Annotated in this window: 18 protein-coding genes; 10 read left to right on the plus strand and 8 right to left on the minus strand. The window is 62.4% G+C overall.

What is annotated here, in order from left to right; genetic code table 11:
• Positions 1 to 15: 15 nt before the first annotated feature.
• Positions 16 to 1,185, plus strand: a complete 1,170-nt coding sequence (locus IEX75_RS12340; protein ID WP_188794618.1) for a PilT/PilU family type 4a pilus ATPase — start codon at positions 16 to 18, stop codon at positions 1,183 to 1,185.
• A gap of 252 nt (positions 1,186 to 1,437) precedes the next feature.
• Here IEX75_RS12340 and IEX75_RS12345 read toward each other — a convergent pair whose 3' ends face one another.
• From IEX75_RS12345 to IEX75_RS12360, 4 genes are all read right to left on the minus strand, one after another.
• Positions 1,438 to 3,201, minus strand: a complete 1,764-nt coding sequence (locus IEX75_RS12345) for a hypothetical protein (protein WP_188794619.1) — start codon at positions 3,199 to 3,201, stop codon at positions 1,438 to 1,440.
• 192 nt (positions 3,202 to 3,393) lie between these two features.
• The gene (locus IEX75_RS12350) at positions 3,394 to 4,320 is read right to left on the minus strand and encodes an aspartate carbamoyltransferase catalytic subunit (protein ID WP_188794620.1); all 927 of its coding nucleotides are present in this window, start codon (positions 4,318 to 4,320) and stop codon (positions 3,394 to 3,396) included.
• A gap of 26 nt (positions 4,321 to 4,346) precedes the next feature.
• Positions 4,347 to 4,769, minus strand: coding sequence for a Holliday junction resolvase RuvX (ruvX, locus tag IEX75_RS12355; protein ID WP_188794621.1), 423 nt, complete (start codon positions 4,767 to 4,769; stop codon positions 4,347 to 4,349).
• Positions 4,766 to 5,335, minus strand: a complete 570-nt coding sequence (locus IEX75_RS12360) for a YqgE/AlgH family protein (RefSeq protein WP_188794622.1) — start codon at positions 5,333 to 5,335, stop codon at positions 4,766 to 4,768. Before IEX75_RS12360 ends, ruvX begins: the two co-directional genes overlap by 4 nt.
• Positions 5,336 to 5,680: 345 nt before the next feature.
• On the opposite strand from IEX75_RS12360, the gene IEX75_RS12365 reads away from it, so the two are divergent.
• On the plus strand, positions 5,681 to 7,072 hold the full coding sequence (locus IEX75_RS12365) for a hypothetical protein (protein WP_188794623.1): 1,392 nt from the start codon (positions 5,681 to 5,683) through the stop codon (positions 7,070 to 7,072).
• A gap of 204 nt (positions 7,073 to 7,276) precedes the next feature.
• Here the strand turns inward: IEX75_RS12365 and IEX75_RS12370 are convergent, their stop codons facing one another.
• On the minus strand, positions 7,277 to 8,143 hold the full coding sequence (locus IEX75_RS12370; protein ID WP_188794624.1) for a cell envelope integrity TolA family protein: 867 nt from the start codon (positions 8,141 to 8,143) through the stop codon (positions 7,277 to 7,279).
• Positions 8,140 to 9,108: a glutathione synthase gene (gene gshB, locus IEX75_RS12375; protein WP_188794625.1), complete on the minus strand. Its 969-nt coding sequence runs from the start codon at positions 9,106 to 9,108 to the stop codon at positions 8,140 to 8,142. Before gshB ends, IEX75_RS12370 begins: the two co-directional genes overlap by 4 nt.
• Positions 9,109 to 9,581: 473 nt before the next feature.
• On the opposite strand from gshB, the gene pilG reads away from it, so the two are divergent.
• From pilG to IEX75_RS12410, 7 genes are all read left to right on the plus strand, one after another.
• Positions 9,582 to 9,941 carry a twitching motility response regulator PilG gene (pilG, locus tag IEX75_RS12380; RefSeq protein WP_188795642.1) on the plus strand — a complete coding sequence of 120 codons (360 nt, stop codon included), beginning with the start codon at positions 9,582 to 9,584 and terminating at the stop codon, positions 9,939 to 9,941.
• Positions 9,942 to 9,973: 32 nt separating this feature from the next.
• Positions 9,974 to 10,345 carry a response regulator gene (locus IEX75_RS12385; RefSeq protein WP_188794626.1) on the plus strand — a complete coding sequence of 124 codons (372 nt, stop codon included), beginning with the start codon at positions 9,974 to 9,976 and terminating at the stop codon, positions 10,343 to 10,345.
• A gap of 7 nt (positions 10,346 to 10,352) precedes the next feature.
• On the plus strand, positions 10,353 to 10,898 hold the full coding sequence (locus IEX75_RS12390) for a chemotaxis protein CheW (RefSeq protein ID WP_188794627.1): 546 nt from the start codon (positions 10,353 to 10,355) through the stop codon (positions 10,896 to 10,898).
• Between the two features lie 111 nt (positions 10,899 to 11,009).
• Entirely contained in the window at positions 11,010 to 13,043 is a 2,034-nt protein-coding gene (locus tag IEX75_RS12395; RefSeq protein ID WP_188794628.1) for a methyl-accepting chemotaxis protein, read from the plus strand.
• Between the two features lie 80 nt (positions 13,044 to 13,123).
• Complete coding sequence (locus IEX75_RS12400; protein ID WP_188794629.1) at positions 13,124 to 19,279, plus strand: Hpt domain-containing protein; 6,156 nt, start codon at positions 13,124 to 13,126, stop codon at positions 19,277 to 19,279.
• Entirely contained in the window at positions 19,272 to 21,062 is a 1,791-nt protein-coding gene (locus IEX75_RS12405; protein WP_188794630.1) for a chemotaxis protein CheB, read from the plus strand. The genes IEX75_RS12400 and IEX75_RS12405 overlap by 8 nt, the downstream gene beginning before the upstream one ends.
• Entirely contained in the window at positions 21,059 to 21,535 is a 477-nt protein-coding gene (locus IEX75_RS12410; RefSeq protein ID WP_188794631.1) for a chemotaxis protein CheW, read from the plus strand. Before IEX75_RS12405 ends, IEX75_RS12410 begins: the two co-directional genes overlap by 4 nt.
• A 54-nt stretch (positions 21,536 to 21,589) precedes the next feature.
• Here the strand turns inward: IEX75_RS12410 and IEX75_RS12415 are convergent, their stop codons facing one another.
• The gene (locus tag IEX75_RS12415) at positions 21,590 to 22,324 is read right to left on the minus strand and encodes a 16S rRNA (uracil(1498)-N(3))-methyltransferase (RefSeq protein ID WP_188794632.1); all 735 of its coding nucleotides are present in this window, start codon (positions 22,322 to 22,324) and stop codon (positions 21,590 to 21,592) included.
• 169 nt (positions 22,325 to 22,493) lie between these two features.
• On the opposite strand from IEX75_RS12415, the gene IEX75_RS12420 reads away from it, so the two are divergent.
• The gene (locus tag IEX75_RS12420) at positions 22,494 to 22,820 is read left to right on the plus strand and encodes a hypothetical protein (protein ID WP_229720803.1); all 327 of its coding nucleotides are present in this window, start codon (positions 22,494 to 22,496) and stop codon (positions 22,818 to 22,820) included.
• An 87-nt stretch (positions 22,821 to 22,907) separates the two neighbouring features.
• Here IEX75_RS12420 and IEX75_RS12425 read toward each other — a convergent pair whose 3' ends face one another.
• A complete protein-coding gene (locus IEX75_RS12425) occupies positions 22,908 to 24,269 on the minus strand; it encodes an adenosylmethionine--8-amino-7-oxononanoate transaminase (RefSeq protein WP_188794633.1) in 1,362 nt (453 codons plus the stop codon).
• Between the last annotated feature and the right edge of the window lie 5 nt (positions 24,270 to 24,274).

Below are 24,274 nucleotides of genomic sequence, written 5' to 3' on the forward strand. Positions count from 1 at the left end.
CAACGGGAGTGCGCCATGAGCGAATTCGACTTTACCTCGTTCCTCAAATTGATGGTCCACAAGAAAGCGTCGGACCTGTTCATCACTGCCGGCGTGCCGCCGTCGATGAAGGTGCAGGGGCGCGTGGTGCCGATCACGCAGAGCCCGCTGTCCGCGCAGCAATCGCGCGACATGGTGATCAACGTCATGACGCCGGCGCAGCGTGAGGAATTCGAAAAGACGCACGAATGCCAGTTCGCGATTTCCGCGCAGGGTGTGGGCCGTTTCCGCGTATCGTGCTTCTACCAGCGCAACTGCGTGGGCATGGTGTTGCGCCGGATCGAATCGAAGATTCCGACCATCGAAGAACTGAGCCTGCCGCCGGTCATCAAGCAGCTGGCGATGACCAAGCGCGGCATCATTATCTTCGTGGGTGCGACCGGTACCGGTAAATCGACCTCGCTGGCGGCGATGGTCGGTTACCGCAATCAGAATTCCACCGGGCACATCATCACCATCGAAGACCCGATCGAATACGTGCACAAGCACGAAGGCTGCATCATCACGCAGCGCGAACTGGGCATCGATACCGACAGCTGGGAAAACGCGCTGAAGAACACGTTGCGCCAGGCGCCCGACGTGATCCTGATCGGCGAAGTGCGTACGCGCGAAACGATGGAGTTCGCGATCAACTTCGCCGAAACCGGTCACTTGTGCTTGTGTACGCTGCACGCCAACAACGCGAACCAGGCGATCGATCGCATCCTGCACTTCTTCCCGGAAGACCGCCGCCAGCAGTTGTTCATGGACCTGTCCTTGAACCTCAAGGGCATCGTGGCGCAGCAGCTCATTCCTACGCCCGACGGCAAGGCGCGTCGCGTGGCGATGGAGGTGATGCTGGGCACGCCGCTGGTGCAGGACTACATCCGTCAGGGCGAAATCCACAAGCTCAAGGAAGTGATGAAGGAATCCGGCAACCTCGGCATGATGACCTTCGACCAGAGCCTGGTGACGCTGTATCAGGCCGGCGAGATCAGTTACGAGGATGCGCTGCGTCACGCCGATAGCGCCAACGAAGTGCGCTTGCGCATCAAGCTGGCGCAAGGTGGCGATGCGCACACCTTGTCGCAGGGGTTGGAAGGGGTGGAGCTGGAAGAGGATAAGAGCAACCAGAATGGGTTGGGTGGGGGCTTCCTGCGGCGTTAGGCGTCAACACTCGCAGCAGCACTTCAACTTGCTGGGCCGTCATTCCCGCGAAAGCGGGAATCCATTTTGCTCTGGTGCAAAAGCGAAGATGGATTGACCAGCATTCGCTGTTGAAAAGCGCCTCCGCTTTCGCGGGAATGACGCCCTAAACAAGAGGATGTGTGGCGCAAGTGTTGCGTTCGCTGCTCCAATACACCAACAAAAAAGGAGCCATCGGCTCCTTTTTTGTTGACTGGTTTTACCGACACCCTGTTACTTCAATTCCGTGTGTGTGGTAATCACCAAGCCCTGATCTTCCATCCGCACACCCGCGCCGATCGCCTTGATGCGCGCCGCTTCCGACTTCATCGCTTCGAACTGCGCCTTTGTGCTGGCGAGTGCGGCTTTCGGATCGCTTTGCGCGCCGGAGTCGTCCGGATTCAACGTGGCGTTCGTCGCGGCAGCGGCCTCGGCGCGCTGTTCCAGCAGATCGATCCAATTGGCATACATGTCGCCGTCCAGATGCGTGCGCATCAGATCACCGGCGCTGCCGCTAGGCTGCTGCATGGTGTCGGCCAGCTTGCCATCTTCACCGGCTCCGACCGCAATGCCCAGCGATTTGGCGCCCATCGCCGCCCATCCCGACTCCCCCAGCGCATTGGCGAGCTGAGCGGGAAGGGCAACCGGTTTGTTGTCACCGGTGAGCTTCAGGCCATTGAGCATGGGGCTGGTGACTTGCGCCATCGCCAGCAGACCGGCGGGGTTGTTGGTGCCGATCACCACGCGGCCGGACACCTTCGGCATGCCGCCGTTGGGGTTGGGCGTGTAGCTGTCCAGCGCGATATGCAGACCGAGCAGATCGCCGATCGGCGGTACCGCGGCCTTCTGCATGCTGTCACCCAGGCTGCTGAAGGTGTCGTTGAGGTTGTCGAGCATCGGGCAGGTGAACGGCTTGTCCGACACGGCTTGGGCCTGTGCACTCCAGAACGCGCGCAACTGCGGCATCGGCAAGGCCAGGCTCAGTTCGAACGGCGCTGCGGGGTCGCTGCCGAGGCCCGGCAATTCCACCTTCAAACCGCTGAACGCGCTGACGATATCGCTGGCCAGCGATACATCGAAACGCATGTCGCGATGTTTTTCATCCAGCTTGGTGTAGCCCATGCTCATGTTCGGCATGCGTGCCGCGATACGTGAGGCTTCACTTTGGCAGCTGGGCGGCACCTGCATGATGTTCGCCACCGGTTCGCCGGTCTTGGACGATTCGTTTTCCGCGCGCATCTTCTGCAAGGCTTGCGCCAGCGGATCCTGGCCGCCAATGAACAGCGGCAGCAAGCGCGTGAGATCCACTTCGCCTACCGCCCACTTTGCATAACCCTTGGACTTGGCGAGGTCCGTAAGGCGATCGGTATCCTGCACGCTCTTCGCTGGGCGATCCAGGCCCAGTGCCTGACGTAGCAGCGGCTGTGCGGCATCCTGCGGCAGCAACGCGAGCACCGCTTGCTTGCCGACGATGGCGATGATGAATTGCAAATGCGAAACCGGTGCGACGTAACGCTGATAGCTCTGCGTGCCCAGCGTCACCACGTCGAACTTCTTGCCGTAATCGTTCTGGATCTTGGTGACGAAACTCTCGAACGCCTTCGCGTCGGCCAACTGCATGCGCAGGACGGGCGACAGGCCCAGGCCATAGAACGCCATGTAGCCCTTGGGATCGACGCCGGTTTCCTGGATGACCTGTTCGGCCGTCTTGCCGTCGAATTCGGTGGCGACGGTGCGCAGGTACTTCGCCATGTCCGGATCTTTGTCGGCGAGCTGGTCGGCCTGCGTTTTCATCTGCATGACCTGTGCCGGCAATTCCGCGTCGACCTGGGTCAGGATGGCCTGGCGCGTTTCATCGTCCAGCACATCCAGATTGGCTAACACATAAGGGGTATCCGCCGGCACGAAGGCCAGGGGGGCATCCTTGTCTTTGTGCGAGCAGGCGGCCAGCAGCAAGCCGGAAAACGCCAGCGCCAGCACGCGCTTGGGTCTACGCATATTCTTCCCCGGGGGTGTCGTCATTTAACGGCGGCATTATGCCTGTTTTGGCGTGTTGCCGGTGTGGTTGCAGCGTGTTGCAGCGTGTTTTCGCACGGCGAGCCGTAGGTTGGGGTGCAAACCCCAACATCGCCAATGACCCAGACATGGCAGTGTTGGGGTTTGCACCCCAACCTACGGCAGTGTGGTCCCTTACCGCGCCAGCATCTCGCCCAGCACGGCCATGCGTACGAACACGCCATTGCCCACCTGTTCGAGAATGCGTGACTGCGGGCCATCCGCCACTTCCGGCGCAATCTCGATGCCGCGGTTGATCGGGCCCGGGTGCATCACCAGGCAACCGCGTGCAGCCATGGCCAGGCGGCGGCCGTCCAGGCCGTATTCGCGGAAATAGGCGGCTTCGTCCGGCAGCTCGATGGTCGCCATGCGTTCTTTCTGCAAGCGCAGCGTGATCGCGACGTCGGCGCCTTCGATCGCTTTGTCGAAGTTGTCGTAGAACTTGCAGGCGGGAAATTCCTGCTGGTCGGGCATCAGGGAGGCGGGGCCGCACAGGCGGATTTCCTTCGCGCCCAGCTTGCTGAAGGCATGGACGTCGGAGCGTGCCACGCGCGAGTGCTTCACGTCGCCGCAGATCACCACGGTGAGCTGGCTGAAATCCGGCCGATGCTGGCGGATGGTCAGTGCATCAAGCAGACCTTGCGTGGGATGCGCGCGATTACCGTCGCCGGCGTTGATCACCGAGACGCCGCTCATCGCATGACGCACCAGTTCATCTGGCGTACCGGACACTTTGTGACGCACGATGATGGCGTCCAGGTGCATCGCTTCCAGCGTGTGCAAGGTATCGAACAGCTCTTCGCCCTTGGCGGTGGAAGAGAAACCGATGTCGAAGTTGATCACGTCCGCGCCGAGGCGGCGGGCGGCCAGCTCGAATGACGTGCGCGTGCGCGTGGACGGTTCGAAGAACAGATTGAGGATGGTGCGTCCGTTGAGCAGATCCAGCTTGCGCGTGCCATGTGCGCAGGCATCGCGCATGGTGATGGCACGGTCCAGCAAGCGCTCGATGCAATCGCGCGGCAGGTTTTCGAGCGTGGTGAGATGGCGCAGGCGTGAGAACATGGCGAGTGTCTTTTTAAGTGTTGTTGTTATGCGGCTTCGTGCAACCAGCGTTCGAGGATCACCGCCGCCGCTTCCGCGTCGAGCTGTACTGCATCCCGGCGGCGCTTCAAACCTGCGGCGCGTGCGTGGGCAAAACGCTCCGCGGCTTCGAGGGAACTATGGCGTTCATCGACCATGGAGACCGGCATGCGATAGCGTTCGCGCAGCCGTTCGGCGAAGCGGCGCGCTCGCTTGCTGGCTGCCTGTTCTTCGCCATCCAGTGTAAGTGGCAGACCTACCACGAAGCTGTCGGGCAGCCATTCGCTGCGTAGCGCATCGAGCGCAGCCCAATCGGGTGCGTCGTCGCGCATGGCAATGGTGGCGATGGCGCGGGCGCTGACCGTGACGCGATTGCCGACTGCAACGCCGATAAGCTTGCTGCCGACGTCGAAGCCGAGCACGCAACTCATGCGTGGCCCGCGTAGCCAGGGAGTTGCAGCGGATCGATGCCGACCAGGCCGGCCGCGGCGCTCCAGCGTTCTTCCAGCGGCGTATGAAAAATCACCCGCTCGCTGGCGTCGGCGGTGAGCCAGGTGTTGTCCTTCAACTCCTGCTCCAGTTGGCCGGCGCCCCAGCCCGAATAACCCAGCGCCATCAATGCCAGGCGCGGACCTTCGCCGGCCGCCATCGCGACCAGGATGTCACGCGAGGTGGTGACGGACCAATCGCCGTTGATGCGGTAGCTTGATTCCCAATGACCGTGCTCGCGGTGCAGGACGAAGCCGCGCTCCTGTTGCACTGGGCCGCCGATCAGCACCGGCGCGTCGATCAGTTCCGGGTCGTTGCAGATGAGCTTCATCTGCGACAGCACGTCGCCGAAGCGGTATTCGGAAAGCTGGTTGACCAGCAGGCCTACGGCACCGTCCTCGTCATGCTGGCAGATAAAGGCCACGCCGCGCGAAAACGGCGGGTCGGTGAGGCTGGGCATGGCGATCAGGAATTGCCCAGCGAGGGTCGGGGGCGAGCTGGTTGGCATGGCCGCATTCTAACCCTCAAGCAACAAAAATTCGTTTCTTCCTTACGTCTACCCGCCCAAGCGGATGATTCAGCTAGGGAAGAAAAGTGTTGATGGACCAGGGGTCGGTATGTACCACCGGGATAGTGCCCTATGACCTGCAAAATCTGTTGAAAGAGCTAGTCAGAAGGTCGCCATATGTCTGTTCAAGCTATCAACGCAGGGCCTGCGCCTTACCATCCAGCGGGGCTCAATTACGGACAACCCTATGCCAATGGACATAACGCTGGTTACGGGGCGAATGGCGCCTATCCGCCACCCGTTCAGATTCATCGATCCACAGGGTTCCCAGGTGGAGCGGCGGATATGGCTGGACTTCGTCGAGGGGGGCGCAACCAGGATTTGTCTAAACACCGGGAGGCCCCTGACAGGTTGAAAGACCCGGAAGCCGGAAAGGAATACCAAGCTGACCGAAATAAAATGTACACACGCCTCTCTTCAGGGCTTTCAGGGCTCCTTGAAAGGGCGGCGGATATTGCTGGAAGGCTCCGTGAAAAAGCACTGGATATGGCTGGACCTGCTCAAGAGGCACGCCACCAGGATTTGTCTAAAGATCGTGCGGACCCTGGCAAGTTGAAAGACCCGGAAACGGTGAAAGAGCTGCAATCCGAACTTGCTGAAGCGGCACGCAAGCAGGATTTATCTAAATATCGGATGGACCCTGACGAGCTGAAAGACCCGGAAACGGGGAAAAAGCTGCAACCCGATGAAAACGGCCTGTATACACGCCGCCATCGCGATCGAAGTGAGGCTTATTTCATCACGACGAGGGATGGAGATATCTATCAGGTTGGCTTCGACCCACGCACGATGACCTGGCATGTGCTTGATCCACGAACAGGACGGCCCGTTAGGACTCTCGGTCGGCACGGCAAGACAGGTAGCGGAGGAGAGCTGACCGACATGCCGGTATCCCCGGGGAAAGGAAGAACCTCGGGCGGCGGAGGTTTCCAGGGTAGTGGGGGTGCTCAGGGTGGCGGAGCCCCCGGGGGCGGTGATACGCATGGCAGCGGCGGTGCCGGGGGCGGTGCACATGGCAGAGGCGGTGCCGGGGGTGGTGGTACGCAGGGTACGCCGGGTGGCGGACGTGCCCGGGGTGGTGGAGGTGCCGGGGGTGGGGGCGGTACACCGAGCGGACAGGAGGTTCAAGGCGGGCAGGCGCCGGTGGTGGGGCCGGAATCCCCGGGCGACCGGGAGAATATTATGAATATGTTAAACAAATCGATCGGAACGGTCAGAAATACGATCAATAAGATTGATGACCATTTGTCAGGCAAAAAACCATTATCTCCGAAGGATGCCGAGCACGTGCGAGAGGTTTATGGTGATGATGGATTGACTCCGGAAGGTCTCACAGCCATCAAAAACACGCTCACCGTAACAGTGAATGCCATGGAGCAAAGCCTAAGAACAGGGGCCTCAAATGTACATTTCGGTAGCGTGAGACCTGGTGCGTCGGCACAGGCCGACCTCAATACCGGCCAGATTGTTTTATCTCGCGAACAGTTTGCGGCGATGCCAGAGTGGAAGCAGACTGAAACTATGGCACACGAATTTACGCATATTGCTGCTTTTACCAAAGACAATCATTATCTGGATCAAAACGATAATAAACATGCCAATCTGGATGGCAAATTTTCTCCTGAGCCCTTTGGCAATGCCGACAGCTACGCAAGGCTTACGACTCATCTTAGGTAGGGGCTAGGTACGCGGGAGTTGCCTCCCGCCCCGGCACTGATCCGTACACGCGGTATAAGCGGGGCGGTTTCATATGGCCGGCGGCCTAAACCTTAGGCTGGAAAACTACCTGGAAGGCTATGGCTGCGGAGATCACCAGGTTTTCTTCCAAGCTTGCATTTGCAATTTGAGACCGCTGGTGCTTCTTGACGCCGCTCTGCTTGCTCACCGCGTCTTCAACACATCTCCCGGCTGAAACTGCCAAGTGCGGGTGATGTAGAGAATGTCCACTTTTTCCTTGTTGTCCGGTGGCAGCGCCGGGAACGGTGCACACAACTTCACGATCGCGATCGCCGCCTTGTCGATGACGCTGTAACCCGAACTTTGTGTGACGTCGATGCTGTAGATGCTGCCGTCCCGGTTCAAGCCGACAGTGAGGATTACGTCGCCGTGCAGGTGTTGGTCGCGGGCCTGCTGCGGATAGTTGAGGTTGCCCACGCGTTCGATGCGGTCCACCCAGCCGCGCATGTAGGCGGCATACACATATTCCTTGGTGTTGGCCGAAATGAATTTCTTGTGCGGACGCTTGGCGTAAGCCTGCGACTGCTGGCGGACTTCGGCAGCCAGTTGCGCGGCTTCTCGGGCCAGGCGCGCTTCATCGGCGGTGGCGGTGTCCGGGGTGTCGCGCACGTCCTTGGCGTTGTCGCTGTTGACGCTGAAATTGGCTTGCCCGGTGGTGGTGAGCATGCGTTGATCGGTCGCCTGTTGCGGCGAGGGCGTCGCCGCCGTGACCGGTTGGGGCGCGATGCCCTGGCTGGGTAGCGGTAGGAGTCCTGAGAAGGGTTGCGATGGCCGCTGTGTTTTGTCGCTCTCGCCACCGCCCTTGTTGTTGGCCTGGGCCAGGAAGTCGGCCTTGTCGGGCGCTTCGCTGTTGGCGACGTTCACCAGGGTCACGTCGAGCGTGGGCAGGGCCGGGCGTGTCGCGACGTAACCGACGCCGATGCCGAACAGCAGCAGGCCATGCACCAGCAGCGAAAAAACGAAGGTGGCCCCGATCTTGTTGTCGCCAGGGCGGCGGGCTACAGCATTCACGCGAGGGATGGCCTGGTCTCAAGGGCGTCAAACAACATTCCCGCGATATTAAGCCCGAATTGTTTGTCCAGTTCGCGTGCGCACGTCGGCGATGTGACGTTGATCTCGGTCAGGTAATCGCCGATCACATCCAGCCCTACGAAACGCAGGCCGCGGCGGCGCAACTCGGGACCGACTTCGGCGGCGATCCAACGGTCGCGATCGGAAAGGGGGACACCTTCACCGCGCCCGCCGGCAGCCAGGTTGCCGCGGAATTCGTCGCCCTGCGGAATGCGTGCAAGGGCATAGGGCACTGGCTCGCCATCGATCATCAAGATGCGCTTGTCGCCCGCGCTGATCTGCGGAATGAATTTTTGCGCCACTGTGAACTGACGTTCCTGACCATGCGAATCGCCCTGCACCAACGTTTCCAGCATGGAGTTGAGGTTCTTGTCGCCGGCCTGCACACGGAAGATGCCGCGCCCGCCCATGCCGTCCAACGGTTTGAGCACGGCGTCACCGTGTTCGGCCACGAAGCGGCGCAGCTCGGCCGGGTCGCGTGCTACCAGGGTCGGCGCCATGCATTGAGGAAAGTGCAGGGCGAACACTTTCTCGTTGCAGTCACGTAGCGCACGCGGGTCGTTCACTACCTGCACGCCGTCGCGCTGGGCGACGTCCATCACCAAGGTGTCGTAGACGAACTGGGGGTCGACCGGCGGATCCTTGCGCAACAGTACGGTGCCCACCTCGCGCAGGTCGGTCCAGCGGGCTTCGCCCAGGGTGTACCAACCGGTCGGATCGTCCATCACGCTCAGAGGACGCAGCTTTGCCCAGGGGGCGCCATCGCGCAGGGCCAAGTCACCTTGCTCCATGTAGTAAAGCGGGTGGCCGCGGCGCTGGGCTTCCAGCAGCAGGGCGAAGGTGGTGTCCTTGGCGATCTTGATACTGCCGATGGGATCCATCAGCACGGCGACCGAGCGGGGCATGGCGGTTCCGTTGGCGAGTGGGGCGTGCATGTTCGCCGAGGTGGTCGGGGTGCCACAAGGGATGCTCTGATCTATTCCACGTGCCCGGCAAGGCCTGCAGGGTGTGTTGCATGGCACCGGTCAGATTCCCAAGGATGAGCTATGCGCAAATTTGGGCAGCTCAGGGACACTCCTTTGTCCGAAGGTGCCACTGTGGGTCTTCTTTCACATATGTGTTCGCGATTTTGGTGATAAGCCCCCCCGCCACAACGTTTTTTCCTTGACGGAAGACCGCCCAGGCAGTAAACAGCAACGACGGAGCGCCCGACGCAGATTGGGCACCGAAGAACAGCTTGAGCAGGAATTTTTCATCTGCGTCCGGTTTGTGGCCCGTTTGCTGCTTGCTGGATGACGTACCTGAGCCTGGGGCAGGCAGCAGGGGGGGTTAAGTGAACTTGAACGTAGCTACGAACGGCCTGGCTGGTCTAAAGGTCATGGTCATTGACGACTCCAAGACCATCCGCCGCACGGCGGAAACCTTGCTGAAGAAAGAAGGATGCGAGGTGCTCACCGCCGTCGACGGCTTCGAGGCGTTGGCCAAGATCTCGGACCAAAAACCGGCCATCATCTTCGTGGACATCATGATGCCGCGACTGGATGGCTATCAGACGTGTGCGCTGATCAAGAACAATCCGCAATTCCGTTCGACGCCGGTGATCATGCTGAGCTCGAAGGACGGCTTGTTCGACAAGGCACGTGGCCGCATTGTCGGTGCGGAGCAGTACCTCACCAAACCGTTCACCCGCGATGAACTGCTTGGTGCCATCCACCGCCATGTCGCCAGTACGGTTTAAGGCTCGTGAAAATAAGCTCTAAAGGGGGAGCCGTGGCCAACATCCTCATCATCGACGATTCGCCCACAGACGTGCGCGTGTTTTCGACCATGCTCGAACGGGCAGGGCATCGCGTCGACTCCTGCAACAATGCCGAGGACGGTATCGAGCGCGTACGCGCGACGCGGCCGGACCTCGTCATCATGGACGTCATCATGCCGGGCATGAACGGCTTCCAGGCCACGCGCACGCTCACGCGCGACCCGGCCACGGCCGATGTACCAATCGTCATCATCACCACCAAGTCGATGGAAACCGACCGCGTGTGGGGCATGCGCCAGGGCGCCAAGGCCTTCATCACCAAGCCGGTGAACGAGAAAGACTTGCTGGCATGCATCAACGAATTGTTGCCGAAGGCGGCGTGAGACGGGCATGACCGCAACTGCCGCCCAGTCGCCCTTCGAAGTTCTGGCCCGCTACGAGCGGCTTTCGCTGGCGCACGCGTCCGGTACGCAGGAGCGTTTCGAAGCACCTGGCCTATGGCGCGGCATCGGTTATCGCGCCGGCAACTCCCTGTTCGTGAGCGCGATCGACGAGATCAACGAATTGCTGGCCGTGCCGACGCTGACACCTGTGCCCGGCACCAAGCCGTGGCTGCTGGGCGTGGCGAACGTGCGCGGCAACCTGATGCCGGTCGTGGACATGGCACGTTTCCTGTTCAGCGAGCGCACGCAGCATTCCGAACGCGCACGCCTGCTGGTGGTGCGCCAGGGCGGCGGCAGCGTGGCGTTGCTGGTGGACGAAGTATTCGGGCAGCGCACGGTCGATGCGGAACAACGCCGTGGCGCCGAGCGCGAAGACGATCCGCGCCTGACGCGCTTCGTCGAAGACCGCGTGGAAGTAGACGGACAGCGCCTGGCGCTGTTCAGCATGGGCCGGTTGGTTCGCGCGCCTGATTTTCGTCAAGCGGCCGCCTGATGGCGTGCGGCTGGCCGGCGCAAGTGGCGACCGGAGCAGGGGCAAGGGCTTCGGAAATTCTTGACCGACACGTTAGGCGTGCCGGGTGCAGTAACGGATGAGGTGAAGAGCATGAGCACTACAGGGGGCGTCGGCAAGGAACAGGGATACACCATCCTGATCATCTTGCTGGTGGTTTCGATCGGCTTTGCGGCCGTCGACTTCGTATTACTCAACCTCAAGAACGGCGAAGACCGCCTGGCGAGCGCGCTGACCACGCAGATCCAGGTGTTGTCGCAGCAGACGGCCAAGTACGCGCTGGAAGCTTCCGGCGGTAACTCGGATTCGTTCGCGGAGCTTGAGAACGCGCGTGACACCATCGACTCGGCCGTGCAGCACCTGGTCAACGGCGACACCAAGACCGGCATGAAGCCCTATGCCGACCAGAACGCCACGCCCACCGGCCGTTCGGTCAGCAAGCTGGCCGACGCCTGGAAACAGCTCGATGGCGACATCGGCAAGATCCTTTCCAACAAGGCGGTCGTGCTCGATTCGACGCAGCGCGCCGATGACCTTTCCAAGCAGTTGCCGCTGCTCAACTCCAACATGGAGCAGGTGGTCAACATCCTGCAGCAGCGCAAAGGCACCAGTGCCGATGAAATGCTGGGCGCCTCGCGCCAGATGTTGACGGCTGACCGCATCATCCGCCGTGTGCAGGAAGTGTTGCAGGGTGGCGAATCGGCGCAGGCGTCCGCCGACGGCCTGTCGCGCGACGCGCAGAACTACAGCGAAGTGCTCACCGGCCTTTTGCAAGGCAACCAGAGCATGGGCGTGCAGCAGTTGGGCGACGCCAATGCACGCAAGATCCTTTCGGAGATGCAGGGTGACTGGAGCAAGCTGAGCGATCCGGTTTCCAAACTCGCCGCCGCCGCCAACAACCTGGCCGAAGTGAAGAGCGCCGGCAACCAGGCTTCGCTGGACTCGCAGAACGTACTGCTGCGCGCGAACGACCTGGCCGAGCAGATCGGCCAGTTGCCGGTGCGCCGCCTGTTCCCGAACGTCTGGTGGGGCGTGATCGGCGCGGGTGGTGCCGTGGCCTTCGCCGTGTTGCTGGTGTTCCAGCTGGTGACCGACCAGCGCCGCCGCTTCCGCGAAAGTACCGAGCTCAACCAGCGCAACCAGGAGGCCATCATGCGCCTGCTGGACGAAATGGGTTCGCTCGCCGAAGGTGACTTGACGGTAAAGACCACCGTGTCCGAAGACATCACGGGCGCGATCGCCGACTCGGTGAACTACGCTATCGACGAGTTGCGCACCCTGGTGACGACGATTAACGAAACCTCCGAGCAGGTGTCGTCCTCGGCGCAGGAAACGCAGACCACTGCACGCCACCTGGCCGACGCCGCGAAGGCCCAGGCACATCGCATCAGCACGGCGACCACCGCGATCAACCAGATCGCAAGCTCGATGGACGATGTGTCCAAGAACTCCGCCGAATCGGCCGACGTGGCCGAACGCTCGGTGCAAATCGCCTCGCGCGGCGCGGAAGTGGTGCGCGAAACGATCTCGGGCATGGACTCGATCCGCGACCAGATCCAGGAAACGTCCAAGCGTATTAAGCGACTGGGTGAATCCTCGCAAGAAATCGGCTCCATCGTGGAACTGATTAACGACATTGCCGAGCAGACCAACATCCTCGCCTTGAACGCGGCCATCCAGGCGGCCTCGGCGGGTGAAGCGGGCCGCGGCTTCGCGGTGGTGGCGGACGAAGTGCAGCGCCTCGCGGAACGCTCCGCGAGCGCGACGAAGCGAATCGAAACATTGGTGCAGACGATTCAGTCCGACACCAATGAAGCCGTCAATTCTATGGAGCAGACCACCGCGGAAGTGGTGGCCGGTGCCCGCAAGGCCGAGGATGCCGGCAGCGCACTGGGCGACATCGAGCGCGTATCGCACGACTTGTCCGCACTGATTCAAAACATCTCCGCCGCGGCGCGTCAGCAGTCGATCGCCGCGACGGATATTTCGCAATCCATGAACGCGATTCAGGAAATCACCTCGCAGACGTCGCAAGGCGCAAGCCAGACGGCGGAATCGATTGGTTACCTGGCGCAACTGGCAAGCGATCTGCGCCGTTCGGTGGCGCACTTCAAGTTGCCGGGTTGATAGGTGTTATTGGACATTCACGAGAGGGCAACCTCGACGGTTGTGTCTAGCGCCAAGAGCGCAGCCGCTGAGGGGGGCGTATGAGACTTCAAGACCACATCGATTTCACCACGCTCCAGTGGGTCAAGCCCGAGCTTGACGAGACGCTTGCGCTCGCGCGACAGGCGCTAGAGTCCTACGTGGACAATCCCGGCGAGCGCGACGTCATGCGCGGCTGCGCCGACAACCTGCATCAGGTGCAGGGTACCTTGCGCATGGTCGAGCTGTACGGCGCCGCGATGGTCGCCGAAGAGATGGAAACACTCGCCATCTCGCTGCTCGAAGACCACATCCGCAATCGCGAAGATGCCTATGCCGCGCTGATGCGCGGCCTGATGCAGCTGCCCGATTACCTGGAGCGTCTGTCCAGCGGCCACCGCGACGTACCGGTGGTGCTGTTGCCGCTGCTCAACGAACTGCGTGCCAGCCGCGAACAGGAAGCGCTGAGCGAAGCGGCGTTGTTCACGCCCAACCTGGAAGCGGCGCTGCCCGCACAGGCGCCGGCCGCCGCCATTCCCGTCGACGCCCAGCGCCGCAAGAGCGAAGTCAACGAACTGCGCCTGCGCTTCCAGCAGCAACTGCTGGCCTGGTTCCGTGGACAGGGCGGTTCGCAGCAATTGTCCGGCATGCGCAATTCGCTCCTGGCGATCGCTGCGCGTTGCAGCACCATCCATGGCCGCCGCTTGTGGTGGATCACCGCCGGCGTGTTGGAAGGTCTCGACCAGGGCATGCTCAAGGCGCAAGCCGCCGACGTGCGCCAGCTGATCGGCAAGGTCGACCGCAGCATCCGCCAGTTGATCGAACAAGGCGAAGACGGTCTGCAGGGCGGTGATGCGGACGATCTGGCGCGCAAGCTGCTCTACATCGTCGCGCAGGCCAAGCAGCGCAGCCCGCAGATGCACCAGCTGGTGCAGACGTACAACCTCGACAGCCTGATGCCCGACGCCACCGAGGTCGAGCATGCGCGCGGTTCGATGGCTGGCCACAACCGCGCTTTGCTTGATTCCGTTGCTCGCGCACTGAAGGACGACCTGCTGCGCGTGAAGGAAGCGCTCGACCTGTTCCTGCGCCAGAACGATGCCGATCCGGCCCAGCTCGGCGCCCAAGCCGAAGTGCTGGAACGCGTCGGTGACACGCTCGGCATGCTTGCACTCAACGTGCCGCGCCGTGTGGTGAACGAACAACGCCGCGTGCTGGAAGAAGTCGCCAACCGTCTGCGCAGCCCCGACGAGGAATCGCTGCTCGACGTGGCCGGCGCGCTGCTCTATGTGGAAGCCTCGCTGGACGACCACATCGAAAGCCTCGGTGCGGAAACGCCGCCGGAAGAAGAACACAAGGTGGCGATGCTGCCGCGCAGCGAGGCACGGCACATTCTCGCCACGCTGATGAGCGAAGCCGTCGGCAACACCGGCAAGGTGAAGAACGGCATCGTCGCCTTCGTCGAATCCGGTTGGCAGCACGAACAGCTCGACGGCATGCCGGCGTTGATGGACGAAGTGGCAGGCGCCATGCGCATGCTGTCCTCGCCGCGCTCGGCGCAGATCGCCGAAGGCGTGGGCCGCTTTATCGGCAACGAACTGTGCATCGACAAGCGCATTCCCAGCAGCGCGCAGATGGATCAGCTCGCCGACGCGTTGGCCGCACTGGAGTATTACCTGGAAGCCGCACGCGAACACCGCGGCGGTCTCGACCACGTGTTGGACGTCGCCGAACACAGCCTGGGTGGATTGGGCTACTGGCCGCCGCCGCTGCCCAAAGCAGCGCCGGAGACGGTGCGCGAAGCGGCTGCCCCGGCACCCGCGCCAGTGGAAGCGTTCGCGCCGGCACCGGTGCACAGCGAACCCGCACTCAGCGAATCGGTCTCCGTCGCGCACGGCGAAGATGCCAGCGCGCTCTTCATCGGCAGCAGCGAAACACCCGCGCCGATGGCACACGACCTCACCGGCCTGCATTTGGTCGAAACCGAATCGCACATCCACGCGCCAGTGGTCGACGAAGGCGACGACTGGATCGAGATCGAAGAGGAAGTCGAAGAGCAGGTATCCGGCATCGATCCGTTGGCTGCCAATGCCGGCTTCCAGGCCAGCACCGAAGGCATCGACGACGACATCCGCGACATCTTCCTGGAAGAAATGCAGGAAGAGATCAACAACCTGCGCCATGCGCAGCAGGCGTGGATGATCGATCCCACGCAGCTTGTGGAGCTCACCCCGATCCGCCGTTCGTTCCACACGCTCAAGGGCTCCGGCCGCCTGGTCGGCGCCGCGGTGCTGGGCGAATTCGCGTGGCGCGTCGAGAACATGCTCAACCGCGTGCTGGATGGCACGGTCCAGCCGCACGCCGGTGTGCAGACGCTGATCGGCCATGCCATCGAAGCGCTGCCGCAGCTGTACTCGATGTTGAAAGACGGCACCGTGCCCACGGTGCCGCTCACCGGCATCATGCAGGCGGCTGATCATCTTGCCGCCGGCGAACAGGCCACCGCGGAACAGTTCGCGACCAGTGGCACGCAGACGGTGCGCCGCGTGGTACGTCGCCGCGTGCCACGTGTGTCGGCTGAAACGATTCCCACCGCCACGCATACCGATCATTCGGCTGCCACTGCGCTTCCGTTCGAAACGCTCGCGCCAGCGCCTGAAGCGATCGAAGCGCCGGTGCTGCCGCCGGTCGATCCGGTGCTATTGGAAATCCTGCGCAGCGAAGTGGCGCAGTACCTGCAGACCATCCGCAATGCGGTGACGTTCGCCCAGGGCGACATCCCGGTCGAGGACGGTCTCCTGCGCGCCGTGCACACACTCCATGGCGCCATTGCCATGGTCGACATTCCACTGCTGATCCAACTGTTGTCGCCACTGGAAAGTTTGCTCAAGCGTCTGCGTGCAGCCGGCGAACCGCTGTCTGGCGAAGGCGTGCGCCTGTTGCGTCAGAGTGCCGACGTGGTCGACGAGGTGATGGCACAGTTCGACGCGCCGCATCCGCAGTTGCCGGATGCGTCAGCCATCATCGCGCGCCTCACCGAACTGCGTGACCATCAGCCCGAACCGCAGATGGCGCACGTGGTGTTCGAACCGCATGCGGTTGAACCGGTGTCGTTCGAGCCGATCGAGCCGCCGGCTCCGGTGGCTGCGCCCGCCGGGCACGAAGAAGAACAGGCGCCGGTTGCCGTGGAACAGCCGACCGAGATGCCGGTCGCCGCGGACGAGGATTACACCGCCGAACTGCTCGAATCGCTGGCTGCCGAGGAACCGTCCGAGGCGGAACCAGCACAGCATCATCGCGAACCCGAGCCCAGCGCCGAAGATGCCGAATTCGCGGAACTGCTCGCCAGCCTCGAAGCCATCGAACCGGAACATGCAGTGATCGAGCCGGTGGCCGAAGAACCGGCGCCGGTCGAACATCATCTGGATGTCGGCCATGAAGCGGCCAACGAGCTGATCGACGAGACTGCTCTTGTGCAACCCTCGCACGAGGAACTCGTGCATGCATTCGTCGACGAGCCGGTGCTCGACGCCGAGCCTATGGCTGAGCCGGAAGTGGTCGAACACGACATCGAGCACGCCGCCGCGCCGCCGGTTGAAGAACCGATGGCGGAAGCCCCGCATCACGAAGAACCGGTCGCTGAGCTACTGCACCACGAGGAGCCGGTTGTCGAACCGGTCGCTGAGGTGCCGCAACACGAAGAACCCGTTGCCGAGCCGGTTGTCCAGGCACTGCAGCCCGAAGAACACGAAGAACCGGTGGTGGCGGAAGCGCCGCAGCCGCACGAAACGATCGAAGCTCGGCCGGCGGAGCGCGTACCGGCCGGCGAGCTGATGAGCTTCAACCATATCGATCCGGACTTGCTGGAAATCTTCAGCGAAGAAGCGCGCGAAATTCTCGATGACGCCGACAGCACGCTGGCGAAGTGGCATGCCGAGCCGGCCGATGTGTCGCATATGGCGGGCCTGTTGCGCGCGCTGCACACCCTCAAGGGCGGTGCACGTATCGCGGGCGTGACACCCGTGGGTGACCTCAGCCACGCGCTGGAAAGCTTGCTGGAGCATTCGCACGGCATCGATCCGCACAAGACGGTGCCGCTGATCGGCACGCTCGAGGCCGCGTTCGACGAAATGCACGGTCTCGTGCAGCGCGTTTCGCAAGGCAAGGCCATTGCGTATCCGCACGCGATGATCGCGCGCTTGCAGGGCGACCCGCAGGAGCCTGCGGCGCCTGTGGCTGAAGCACCCGCGCCCGTCGCGGCGGTGCTGGCGCCTGCTCCGGTTCCGTCGATAAGCGCAGACGAACTGCCCTCGCTGCTGCCTGCCGAAGACGAATCGCATCCTGACGATGCCGGCCGCACCGCGCAGGAACAGATCCGCGTTCGCGCCGAACTGCTCGACAGCCTGGTGAATCACGCCGGTGAAGTGGCGATCTACCGCTCGCGCCTGGAACAGCAGGTGTCGGCCTACCGCTTCAACCTGGTCGAACTCGAACAGACCGTATCGCGTCTGCGCAGCCAGCTGCGCATGCTCGAAATCGAAACCGAAGCGCAGATCATCGCGCGCTTCCAGCGGGAACATCGCGACGCCGGCCTTGCCGTGTTCGATCCGCTGGAACTCGACCGCTTCTCGCAATTGCAGCAGTACTCGCGTGCACTGGCCGAATCGGTCTCGGACTTGGTGTCGATCCAGAGCATGCTGGACGAACTCACCCGTCAGGCCGAAACGCTGCTGATCCAACAGTCGCGCGTGAGTTCGGAACTGCAGGAAGGTCTGCTGCGCACGCGCATGCTGCCGTTCGACACCATGGTGCCGAACCTGCGCCGCACGCTGCGTCAGGCCGCGCAGGAAGAAGGCAAGAGCGCACAGTTGTATGTGGAAGGCGCGCACGGCGAAATGGATCGCAACCTGCTCGACCGCATCAAGGCGCCATTCGAGCACATGCTGCGCAATGCCGTGGCGCACGGTATCGAAACGCCGGCCGACCGCCGCAAGGCGGGCAAGTCGGAAGAGGGCGTGGTACGCATTCGCGTGGCGCGCGAAGCCACCGAGGTGGTGATCCGTGTCAGCGACGACGGCCGCGGCCTGGATCGCGAGGCGATCCGCAAGCGCGCGATCGAGCGTGGGCTGATCCGTCCGGATACGCGCTTGTTCGATGACCAGTTGCTTGCGCTGATCACCCAGACCGGCTTCTCCACCGCCAGCACCGTGACCCAGCTCGCCGGCCGCGGCGTGGGCATGGACGTGGTGGCCAGCGAGATCAAAGCAATGGGCGGCTCGCTCGCCATCGAATCACGCCAGGGCGAGGGCACCACTTTCGTCTTGCGCCTGCCGTTCACCCTCGCGGTGACACAGGCGATTCTGGTGCGCATCGGCGAATCCACCTTTGCCATCCCGATGACGTCGGTGCAGGGCGTAGCGCGCATCAGTCCGGATGAATTGGCGGAGCGCCTGGCGCAGGACAATCCGCAGTTCGATTACAACGGCGAGGATTACGCCGTCCACGATCTGGCCGGGCTGCTTGGTCTTGTGCCAGGTATCGGTGACGAAGAACAGCTGCCGCTGCTGCTGACCCGTTCTGGTGAACTGCGCGCCGCGATCCGCGTCGACGCCGTGATCGGCTCGCGCGAAATCGTGGTGAAGTCGGTCGGTCCGCAGGTGAGTTCGGTGCCCGGCATTCTCGGCGCCACCATCATGGGCGACGGCTCGGTGCTGGTGATTCTCGACCTCGCACCGCTGGTGCGTCATGGCCTGGCCCGTCTCGAGCAGCGCTTGGCCGAAGGCGTGGAATACGCCACTACCGCCCCGGCGATCGAAGAAGTACGGGTACGTCCGCTGGTGATGGTGGTCGACGATTCGATCACCATGCGCAAGGTTACCGGCCGCGTGCTCGAACGCCACGAATACGAAGTGGAAACGGCGAAGGACGGTCTGGACGCGCTGGAAAAACTGCACGAGCGCGTGCCGAACCTGATGCTGCTCGACATCGAAATGCCGCGTATGGACGGCTACGAGCTGGCGACGCAGATGAAGGCCGATCCGCGCCTGCGCCACGTGCCGATCATCATGATCACCTCGCGTACCGGCGAAAAGCATCGCCAGCGTGCCTTCGACATCGGCGTGGAACGTTATCTCGGCAAGCCGTATCAAGAAGCCGAATTGCTGGCGCAGATCAGCGAAGTACTGGAGCAACACGCGCAGGAGCCGGTGAATGAGTGAGAAGGTTGTCGCGGTTGCGCTGCTGTTCGATGACGTAGAGTTGGGTAGTCATCTGCGCACCGCACTCTCCGAGCACGGCGCTCGAATTGCGCACGAAGGCCCGGTAAGCAGCTTTAACGTGGCCCAACTGCGCCAGGCCGGCGTGAACGTGCTGGTCGTGAATCTGGACGACTCGGTGGACGACACCGCGCTCGACCTGATCTACGAACTGGTCGCTGCCGGCGATATTCCCGTGGTGTTCAACGACGCCCAGGCCAGCCGCGGCCTGGACGGTTGGGATCGCGCGCGCTGGGCGCGCCACCTGGCAGCCAAGACGCTCAACATAGACATCATCGATCCGCCGCGTCCCGAGAACGCACAGCCGGTAGTGCCACCACCCGCTGCGCCGATTCAGCCCGAACCGCAGGCTGAGCCTGCCGTGTTGGTCGAACCAGAGCCAGCTCCCGCTCCCGCCTTGGCAGCCGAACTGGAACCCGAACCGGCATTGGCGTGGCAACCGGAACCGGAGCTTGAATCCGTACCTGCGCCAGAGCCCGACGTCGTGGCACCGGCGCAAACGTCGCTTGCCGACGCGCTGCAGCAGCACGACGAGACACCGATTCAAGCCGAAATGTCCGAAACCCTGGCGGACGAACTGGAAGCGCTGCTGGCAAAGGGCGAAACCGTCGAACATGCGCCTGAAAGCGAATTCGGCTCGCTGAAGTTCAACGCGGAAGACGAACTCCCGCCGTTGCACGACGGCGATTTCGGCTGGCAGGACGACGATCACATCGCACCCGGGCAGCATGAGCACATTCCGACGGCGGCCGGCTTCGCGCCGGCCCCCGAACCTGCGCCTGTGCCCGCACCGGCGCGCATGGAAGCGCCGGCCTTCAACATCAATCTCGATCACCTGTCGCTGGCCGCGGTCGATCAAGAATTCACCCCGCCGGTGATTGAAAAAGCGACGCTCGCCCAGCAAACACCTTCTGCGCCGGAATGGGGCTTCGTGGAAGAGGACGATCACGCCGCGGCCCAACCACCGTCGGGCGACAAATCATCGTTCGCCGTGGAGAAAGTCAGCGCTGCCGAGTTCCTGGCGCCTGATGTGGAATTTCTGGACGAAGATTCCCCGGTCGAACCCGGCATGAGTCTGGAGCTGGTGGCGATGGAAGACGCCATCGCGCCCAAGGATGACTACCAGCCGTTCGAATCGCACCTGCATGAACTGGATACTGCCTTCGCGCATTTGCTGGTGCTGGGTGCGGCACGTGACAGCGGTGCTTCGCTAGGCGCTTTCCTCGCCGCGCTGCCGGGCGATTTGAAGCTGCCGATCCTGCTCACCCAACATCACACCCAGGATGCGCTCGAACAGCTCGTCGCTTCGCTGGCGACCCGCTGCACGCTGCCGGTCAAGGTGGCTGCGGTCGGCATGCGCGTGCGCCATGGCGACGTGGTAGTGGTGCCACGCGGGCAACAAGTGCGCATCACTCGCGACGGCCGTGTCGAACTCAATGCCGCCAATGACGATGCCGGTGGGCAATCGCCATCCATCGACAGCAGTTTCACCATGGCTGCGAACGTGTTCGGGCGCGATGCGCTCGCCATCGTATTCGCCGGCCAGGCCACCGACGCCGTGGCCGGTGCGCAAGCTATCCACGATCGCGGCGGAGAGGTATGGGTGGAAGCTTCCACCAGCGATCACTACACAGACATGGTCAACGGCGTGATGGCCGAACGCCTGGCCAGCTTTTCCGGTTCGCCGCAAGAATTGGCGGTGCGCCTGGTGGAGGACTTCCGATGAGCGAACAACCGCTACCCCGTGAAATCCGCTGCGTGCTGGTGCCGGTCGGCAACCTGCGCCTGCTGCTGCCGAATGCCACCGTGGCCGAAGTGATCACTTTCGCCACCCCCGAACCGGTTCCCGGTGCACCCGAATGGCTGCTCGGCCGCATCGCCTGGCGTGGCTGGCGCGTGCCGCTGGTCTCGTTCACCAAACTGGCCGACGCCGAAGAAGGCGATACGGAACTCAGTGTGCGCGTGGCCGTGCTCAAAGCATTTGGTGACAACCCCGACGTGCCTTTCGTGGCAGTGGTCACCCAGGGCTTCCCACGCCTGACCACGCTCAACGCCGAACTGATCATTCCCACCCACGATGGCAAGCCGTTGCCGCGTGGCGTGAAGGCGCAGGTGCTGGTGCGCGACGATATCGCGGTGATTCCTGATCTTGAAGGGATCGAGAGTGAAGTGACGGAATTGCTGCGGCAGGCGAGCTGATCAGCCATCATGGTCATCATTCCGGCCTTTGCTGGAATGATGATGTGGCGCGAATCAGAAATCCCCGTGTAATGCCTGCAGCGCTGCGAGTGCTGCAAGCCCGGCCGTTTCCGTACGCAAAATCCGCGGCCCCAGGCGCAGCCCTTGAAAGCCTGCTTCGCGTAATGTCGCCACATCGCGGTCGCCCAGCCCGCCCTCCGGCCCCACTACGAGCAATCCACCGGTTTCTCCGAATGGCACGTCACGCGCGCGCAGCGTGCCTTCCGGCAGCAACGCCAGACGCTGGGCATTGTCATGGTCCAAGCCTTCCAACCAACTCTGCATCGTTTGGGCAGGCATCACCTCGGGAACGTGTACACGCCCGCTCTGCTCACATGCACTGGCTGCCACCGCGCGCCAATGCTGCAAACGCTTTTCGGCACGCGCGGGATCGAGCTTCACTTCGGAGCGCTCGGTGAATAACGGCACGATGCGCGCGACCCCCAGCTCGGTGGCTTTCTGCACGATCAGATCCATCTTCTCCCCACGCGCAACACCTTGCGCCAGGGTGAGTCGTAGCGGCGACTCATTCGCAATTTCCTCGCGTCCGTCGATGCGGACTATCACATCGCGCTTGCCGACGCTGACCAGCGTGGCGGTGTAATCAAAACCATCGCCGTTGAATACCGTGAGCGCATCGCCTGCATTCATGCGCAGCACGCGTGCCACGTGCTCGGCGGCCTGCGCGGGCAGGGTCAGTTCGGTGGCAAGCGCCAGCGGCTGTTCGACATGAATGCGAGTGCTGCGCATAAGCTTTCGGTCACTGAGAAGTCGATGAGCATACCGCTTGCTGCGGTCTTGTTCAGCCATCTGAATAGCCCGGCAGTCATCGCCCCCTTGCGATGAACCGAACCTGGTAGCAGCATGGACTCACCCCTGAAAAGCTCGCGTTTTCCCCCATGGCGAGCAGGAGGTTTCCATGATCAAGTTGATATGCTCCGCTGCCTTGCTGGCCGCTGCGACGGCCGCCTTCGCCGCACCCCAGAACGGGTCTTCGGCCAATCAGCCCCAGGCCAACGCGCCTACCACCTCGACTACGGCCAAACGCTCGCCGCTCAAGCCGGGCGACCGCCAATGCATCCGCGATACCGGTAGCCTGATTCCGCCCAAAAAAGGCGAGTGTTTGCCGGTCGCGGGCCGCTCCTATACCAAGCAGGATATTGATAACACCGGCGAAAACACGCTGGGGCCGGCGTTGGAAAAATTGGACCCGGCCATCACCACACGTGGTTATGGTGGTCACTGATCTTTAGGTGCTGCGCTTTGTAGGTTGGGGTGCAAATCCCAACAACGGTGGCCGTGAACATGGCGATGTTGGGGTTCTCACCCCAACCTACGTGATGGCGCGTGCAATGCCATCAATTGCCACATCAACCAAGTGATCGATCTGGCCTTCATTCACCACATAGGGCGGCATGAAGTAGATCACGTTACCCAGCGGCCGCAGCAATGCACCGTGTTCAAGGCCATGCAGGTAAACACGCAGGCCACGCCGTTCCTCGGCAGGAAATGCGCGTCGCGTCGCTTTGTCGGCGACCAGTTCCACCGCGGCGATCATGCCGTGCTGCCGAACATCAGCCACGTTGGGATGATCGTGCAGCGGTGCAAGCCGCGCGGCAAGATGCGAGGCCAGCGCGCGATTGCGCTCCAGCACCGGCTCGTCGCGAAAGATGTTCAAGGTTTCCAGCGCAGCACGGCACGCAAGTGGATTGCCGGTATAGCTATGCGAATGCAGAAATGCTTTGCCCGCGTTGTATTCAGCGTAGAAGGCTTCATACACGTGCTGCCTCGTCAGCACGGCGGAGAGTGGCAACGTGCCGCCGGTCAGTCCTTTCGAGAGGCACATGAAATCCGGCGCGACAGACGCCTGCTCGCAGGCAAAGAGGGTGCCGGTGCGTCCGAAACCTACGGCGATTTCATCGGCAATCAGATGCACGTTGTATTGGTTGCACAGCGCGCGCAGGCCGCTGAGATAGCTGGGGTGATACATGCGCATGCCGCCTGCGCATTGCACCAGTGGTTCCACGATGACGGCGCAGGTTTCATGCGCATGGCGTTCCAGCAGCACGCGCATGGCTTCCAGGCGCCGCGTGGCGACATGTTCAGGCGATTCACCGGGTTCACCTTCATACGCGTCGGGTGAGGGTGCAAGAAGGGGAGTAAGCAATAACGGTGCATATGTCTTGCGATACAGCGCTACGTCGCTCACCGATAGCGCGCCCAGTGTTTCGCCGTGATAGCTGCCAGTCAGTGCGATGAAACGCGTTTTTTCGCCGTGCCGCTGGTTGAGCCAGTAGTGAAAGCTCATTTTCAGCGCCACTTCGACAGCAGCCGAGCCGTTGTCGGCGAAAAAGACTTTCTCAAGCCCTTGCGGCGTGATTTTCACCAGTCGCTCGGCCAGCTCGATCGCTACGGGGTGCGTAAAGCCCGCAAAGATCACATGCTCTAGTGTATTTGCCTGTTCGGCTAGCGCCGCAGCGATACGTGGATTGGCGTGACCGAACAAGTTGGTCCACCAGGAACTGATGCCATCCAGGTAGCGACGCCCGTTCGCATCGATCAACCAGGGGCCTTCACCGCGCACGATCGGCACCATGGGCACGACCTGGTGGTCATGCATCTGCGTACACGGGTGCCAGATATGGCGGAGATCGCGCTGGGCGAGGGAGGCGTTCGCGTCGGCTTGCTGAGTCATCCGGC

Origin of the sequence: Dyella nitratireducens (assembly GCF_014642835.1) — a bacterium.
GTDB lineage: Bacteria > Pseudomonadota > Gammaproteobacteria > Xanthomonadales > Rhodanobacteraceae > Dyella_B > Dyella_B nitratireducens.